The organism is Flavobacterium sp. DSP2-3-1, assembly GCF_049896865.1.
Classification (GTDB): Bacteria; Bacteroidota; Bacteroidia; order Flavobacteriales; family Flavobacteriaceae; genus Flavobacterium.
Map to the genome: position 1 here is coordinate 1 of NZ_JAFCVD010000020.1, position 5,753 is coordinate 5,753.

At 30.5% G+C, this 5,753-nt stretch carries 6 protein-coding genes; 1 reads left to right on the top strand and 5 read right to left on the bottom strand.

The genetic code is table 11. The annotated features are described in order from the left end of the window. Positions 1-452 precede the first annotated feature (452 nt). The gene (locus tag ACP7AT_RS15615; RefSeq protein WP_426065364.1) at positions 453-929 is read left to right on the top strand and encodes a hypothetical protein; all 477 of its coding nucleotides are present in this window, start codon (positions 453-455) and stop codon (positions 927-929) included. A gap of 388 nt (positions 930-1,317) precedes the next feature. Here ACP7AT_RS15615 and ACP7AT_RS15620 read toward each other — a convergent pair whose 3' ends face one another. The 5 genes from ACP7AT_RS15620 to ACP7AT_RS15640 form a co-directional block, all read right to left on the bottom strand. Continuing rightward, the gene (locus tag ACP7AT_RS15620) at positions 1,318-2,097 is read right to left on the bottom strand and encodes a hypothetical protein (RefSeq protein ID WP_426065365.1); all 780 of its coding nucleotides are present in this window, start codon (positions 2,095-2,097) and stop codon (positions 1,318-1,320) included. 146 nt (positions 2,098-2,243) lie between these two features. Continuing rightward, positions 2,244-2,894: a tetratricopeptide repeat protein gene (locus tag ACP7AT_RS15625; RefSeq protein ID WP_426065366.1), complete on the bottom strand. Its 651-nt coding sequence runs from the start codon at positions 2,892-2,894 to the stop codon at positions 2,244-2,246. 187 nt (positions 2,895-3,081) lie between these two features. Beyond that, positions 3,082-3,522, bottom strand: coding sequence for a hypothetical protein (locus ACP7AT_RS15630; RefSeq protein ID WP_426065367.1), 441 nt, complete (start codon positions 3,520-3,522; stop codon positions 3,082-3,084). A 593-nt stretch (positions 3,523-4,115) separates the two neighbouring features. Continuing rightward, a complete protein-coding gene (locus ACP7AT_RS15635; protein WP_426065368.1) occupies positions 4,116-4,724 on the bottom strand; it encodes a hypothetical protein in 609 nt (202 codons plus the stop codon). A gap of 161 nt (positions 4,725-4,885) precedes the next feature. After that, a complete protein-coding gene (locus ACP7AT_RS15640) occupies positions 4,886-5,596 on the bottom strand; it encodes a hypothetical protein (protein WP_426065370.1) in 711 nt (236 codons plus the stop codon). Positions 5,597-5,753 lie beyond the last annotated feature (157 nt).

Below are 5,753 nucleotides of genomic sequence, written 5' to 3' on the forward strand. Positions count from 1 at the left end.
CTTGTTATTCTCTCTCAAAACTTTACGATAACTCCATAAGTGTTGACGGCATGTAATCGGTTCCGTTCAACACCGGCTTCATTGTTCGTGCTGCGCACGCAACGAAGCCTTATCTGTTAGCGGATGTTGTTCTTTTATCAGTTTGTATTTGTTTTTTTTGTTTTTAATAGTCTCGTGAATAAAAACATTAAAAATATGCTGAGATATTTATTAACAATTTTTAAAATGTATTTTTTCATTTATTTGAGTAAAGACAATACTTTTAGAGATATTATTTTAAACAAAAGTTTACGAATGTTTATAAGTATTGTTGTTGTGTTGCGTAAACTTATGTTTTTTTTAATTCAACTCTTGTGAATGTTATATTAATGTATATCTTTGTAAAAGAAAATCGGCAATATTATTCGATATAAAGTGATATATGATTTGTTAATATAATAAAATTTAAAATTATGGATGTAATTGAAGATTTAATAAAGAAAAGAAACGACTTATTTAAGCAAGTTGAAGCAATTGATACTGTATTAGAAATTTATGGTCATAATGCTTTAAATAGTAAATCTGAAAATAGTAGAACAGATTTAATTAATGTAGATAATGTTTCTAAAATATTCCCAATAAAAGCAAAACCGGCAACACAAGTTTTATGGTTGTTTAGAAATACTTTTACGCATTCTATTAAATTGCGTGAAGTTCAGATTTCGTATGATAATTATACCGGTTCGAGTGATGTAAGAATTGACAATGTTGCTAGAAGGCTTAAAAAAGACAAGAAATTAGTTATAGTTAAGTACAATGATAAAAATATTTTAAGTTATTGGGGTTTACCTGAATGGATTGATGGTAACGATTTTAAGACAGAATTTAAACCTGATGCAGAAACAATGCCTGACGAAATTACAAGTTCTGAAGTTGTTACTGGTGAGTAAAAAAAAAGCACCTGTTAAGGTGCGTTAGTTTCTTAATTCTTCCATCATTAGGGAGTTGAGACGGGAATGAACAAATAAATATTCTGGTTATTAGTAATGTTTTTCATTCGGACAAACTAAATTAACCTTACCGTCAAAAAGGAGAGAAGCCACAAACTTCTCTCTTTTTCATTTTGTAAATATAATACTTTTTTATATTTCTTCTTCTTTTTATAAATTCTTTCTGATTTGTGATGTTTCTCCACAATATCCGCTAACGTTCTCGCGCTACAAGCAGTTTGGGATTAAATTAAGCCCATTATTCGGATTTGCCAAATCGTCCAAATACAAACCAATTTTTCCATTAAGCCAAATCCCCAAATTGCTTGTAGCGTGTGTTAGGTGCAGATCATGTTTCGAAGACTTGTTTCATTATTTTTATCGCATCCTCATAAGCATCTTTGGTATTAGTGTAGTTTTCTTTGAAAAAGTAAAAAAAACCAATTTTTGCGTTTGGCAGACTAACAAAAATATATTCATTCGGTTGTGTGAAAAAGTCAAAATTAGGTTGAGTTATATCAAAAATGACTAATGAATTTATTCTGTCCATTTTTTTCTTCACTGTCATCATTATTTGTGTACTTCTCAAAAAATCATATGCTTTGTATGGGGTAAATTCAATAAAATGGCGCATTAATGAAATAGGAACTATTCCAAATTCCTTATCGTATTCTGATTTATCATGTTTTAAGTAAATCCTACGACAATCATAAACTTGCAATTTATAATCTAATATTTCCAGCCATCGAATGATGTGGCATAAATCTTCAACATAATGTTTTTCTGCTGAAACTAGCTTTTCAATGACTTGAATTGTGTATTTCTCGATGTACGCTAAAATTGAATTATTACAGTTTGCACAAGTCGGAATTACTGCCTTATTGAAAGTTTGAATTTGCCGATTAACGCTTGATATAAAACTTACGTCTGTATCCTTTTCAAATAACCATTTCGGTAGAACATGTTCTTTTGTGTTTTTAGATGTAGAATTACAGAAAACGCAAATTTCAGGTTTCTTAACGATATTAGATGGTAAAAATCTTCTGAATACATCCTCACAAATATCAAGACCTTCTTTTCGTAATTCGACTCTAAGGCGTGTAAATTTTCGTTCTATTTCTGAATACATGGTTCTGATTGATTTGCACCTAACGTTTCGCTGCTTTGAGATGGCTGGAAGTTCGTAAACGCTCAGTTTTCGGCTTAACGATAACTTAATGCGAAACGGTAATTCCACTGAACTCCAGCTAGCTCAAAACAGCTGTTGGCAGACGTTTATTTCTTTTTCGCAATTTCTCTTACTTCAGGATTAACAAATTTAGAGTCAATTTCATCAGTTTTTTTTATGTATTTAACTAAACTGTCTTTCTGCATTAAATAAGCATACGAACTCGCTAATTGTCCAAATGCTCTTCCATTTTTGGGTTCAATTTTTATTGCTTTTTTTAAGTTCTCAATTGTTAGGTTTAAATATTTAATATCTTTTGTTTTGAAAAATATTTGGCCGTAACTCGTTGATATACATTCGTAAACTTTTGCGTTGTTTGGTTCTAATTTGATTGATTTTTGTAAGTATTGGACCGATTTCTCGAATTCGGTTTTTTTGCCTAGTAAGTTTCCAAAACCCCAATATACTTGTGGATTTGTTTTATCTAAAAGCCAAGCCTGATTAAATCGTTTCATAGATGTATCATTATCATCTTTATAGAAATATTCCCAGCCTTTTGACACGTAGTATTCAGATGCTTTTTTTCTGTCTTTGAATTGTTTTTCAGATTCTAAAATAAATTCGTTATCTAATTCAATCTGTTGTTCACATTTTTTTACTTCTCCATACATTGGGAGTAAATTTATTCCTTCGGGACAATCTGTTTGTGATTTGCAACTCAGTTGACTTAAAAGTATTAAAAATAATATTTTCTTCATTCTATTTTAGATTTTGATTTCTCCTTCTGTTTTTTTTAAATGTATGCCAACGTTCCCGCGCTACAAGCAGTTTGGGACTAAATTAAGCCCTATTTTCGGATTTGCCAAATCATCCAAATACAAAACCAATTTTAAATTAAGCGTAATACCCAAATTGCTTGTAGCGTGTGTTAGCACTCGTTACTTATTACCAAAGTTTCCACCAAGGGTTTTTCTCGGTTATATTTCTGTAAACCTCTAAATTTAGAATTTTACCAAGTTTATTAATAGCGTTTTGTTGGTTTACAGTCTTGCGTTTCGAATTGCGCCCATATTGAACTTCTCCTTTAAAATTGCCGTCTGTCAGATTAGCAATTTTAAATAATGCTTCACATGCATGATATCGAATTAAATATTCATTTTTTAAATTACTTACAATTTCAAATAACGGTTTTATAGACTTCGCAGTTCCTTTAATTTGAAACACACGCCAAATTTGATAATTGTCGTTTCCGATCCAAATTTTAAACTTGTTTTCGTTCCTGTCTACAATAATTTCCAAAAGATCGTCTTCTGTCAGCTTATTTAACTCGTTAAATACTCTTTCAGATTCGTCTTCGTAAAATTTATGAAATTCTTCTTGTGTCATGGTGTGTAATGAGTGCTAACGTACCGGCCGCTTGGCGAAGGGAAAAAAGGCCTTGACGGTGTCAAGATTTGGCCTTTTTTTCTTTCGCCAATCGGCCTGTTGGGGGAAGTTACTGTTTTTTCAGTAATGGAGTTGGCGGTACTACTCCAATATTTTTCAATTCAATTATTTTAATGAAACTATTATTTATTGCGCTTAGCAAGCCTGCTAGGCGAAGTCAATAATAGGGTTTTTGGGCTCTATTTTTTTAGGATTTAAAGTTTTCAAAAAAAAAGGTCTTGACTTTGTCATTTTTTTTAGATAACTTAGCCAAGTCTTTACGTTGTCAAACGTTTGAAAGTGAACTTTATACGATTCTAATCGAAAGACTTGAAGCGAAATTCCTTTCCCTTTTAAATCCAAAAAATATCCCGAAAATTCATTGTGCAAATAACGCGTAGGACTCGCCAATTTCGCCCAACGTCTCGCTACTACAGCGGGTTTGGGACTAAATTAAGCCCTATTTTCGGATTTGCCAAATCATCCCAAATACAAAACCAACTTTCCATTAAGCCTATTGCCCAAATCCGTTGTAGTAGCTGTTACCTGTTGTTCTAACTTACCCAATCTAATTTGCGTTTGACTATTATCCATTTTCCATTTTTCTTTTCAAGATATATTTTATACCCTTCTCCGCAAAGTCCCGAACAGACTAAGGTTAATTCAATATATGCCTTAGTATTGTTAGCCGAAAGTATAGGAATCGATAAATTGTAAAATGCATAATTTTCAGCATTTTTATGATTGCTTTTTTGTTTTAAAATACTCGTAGTATTAAGTTTCTGTAAAAGTTTGGTTGACAAACTATAATTTGTCAATTTCTCGTTTTGAAATTCAATATATAAAGAATCATCTCTTTTAAAGAAAAAATTAACTGGAATATCTTCATAACCAATCAAATCTTGAATTAAAATAGAATTTTGTTTGCTTTTAGGAGGAAGGCTATTTTTCTTTCTGTCCCAATTTATAATTTTAATTTTTTTTAGTTCGTTACAAATTGGCGTTGTCGTATTGTTTTTCGAAATAGCTAAACTGTCATCAATAATTACTTTTTCAACAATTGAATTTAAATCTTCAGATGTTGGTAAATTAAAACTATTTCTTGTTTTTTCTTTTTCACAAGAGATAAAAATAAATGCAATAATAAATAGGTATTTTTTCATCGTTAAGATTTTCAAGAATAACAGGTAACGTCCCCGCGCTACAAGCAGTTTGGGACTAAATTAAACCCATTCTTCGGATTTGCCAAATCTTCCAAATACAAAACCATATTTAAATTAAGCCTAATACCCAAATTGCTTGTAGCGTGTGTTAGCGGTTGTACTTATTCTTTCGGGACGTATAGTTTCTTCGTTTTAGTTTTTAAATTTAATTCCACTAAACCTCCACGAATTCCAACAAAAACTTTTTCTTCACTTTTCAAAGCAATAGAATTTGGATATAAACTTCCCCAAAAGTCATCTTTGTATATTGTCTCTATTTTTAGGTCTTTAATTTTATAAAAACTTTCATAAGATGCTACATAAATATTGTTCTCAAAAATTGTGTATGCTTCTGGACAATCCTCAAAATCTATAATTTTTTTAAAACTAAATTTATTTTTTTCGATTTGTAGTTCGTATAAAAAACCTTCATTAATTGACATATGCGAAAGTCCTTCAATGAAATAAATTTTGTTGTTATAATTAAAAATAAACAGAATATTTCCAGTTTTTATTTCAATTTCAATTTCTTTTTTATCATTTGGCTGAAATGACAATTTTCCGCCCCATTCTCCGTGATTGAAACCTTTCAATATTCCACTACTTAGTTTTAATTCAGTATTTCTGTCCGGATTGAAATTTTCAACTTCTAATTTGTCGTTTTCATATTTTACTTTATACTCATTTTTAGAATAGTTAAGTTTTCTAATTTCTTCACTATTTTTTTTAGGTATTTCTACTTCTTTAAAGTTTTTTGGGATTTCTGATTGAGCGCAACTTGTCAAATTAACGCATAGAATTACTAAGATTATGTAAATTATTCTACTGTTCATTTTATGTATATTTTTTCGTTTCGTTCGGGCGTATAACCGCTAACGTCAGTTCGTCTAAAAACCTCTAATCGAACTCATTTTAGTTAACTAGTAAGTAAATATATGTGATTTAAACTACAATTGAAACTCTTTTTGGAAAAAAGCATTCTTCATTCTT

Excerpts from the sequence above, each read along its gene's own strand:
- ACP7AT_RS15630 (WP_426065367.1), bottom strand. The coding sequence starts at position 3,522 with ATGACACAAGAAGAATTTCATAAATTTTACGAAGACGAATCTGAAAGA.
- ACP7AT_RS15640 (WP_426065370.1), bottom strand. The coding sequence starts at position 5,596 with ATGAACAGTAGAATAATTTACATAATCTTAGTAATTCTATGCGTTAAT.
- ACP7AT_RS15635 (WP_426065368.1), bottom strand. The coding sequence starts at position 4,724 with ATGAAAAAATACCTATTTATTATTGCATTTATTTTTATCTCTTGTGAA.
- ACP7AT_RS15620 (WP_426065365.1), bottom strand. The coding sequence starts at position 2,097 with ATGTATTCAGAAATAGAACGAAAATTTACACGCCTTAGAGTCGAATTA.
- ACP7AT_RS15625 (WP_426065366.1), bottom strand. The coding sequence starts at position 2,894 with ATGAAGAAAATATTATTTTTAATACTTTTAAGTCAACTGAGTTGCAAA.
- ACP7AT_RS15615 (WP_426065364.1), top strand. The coding sequence starts at position 453 with ATGGATGTAATTGAAGATTTAATAAAGAAAAGAAACGACTTATTTAAG.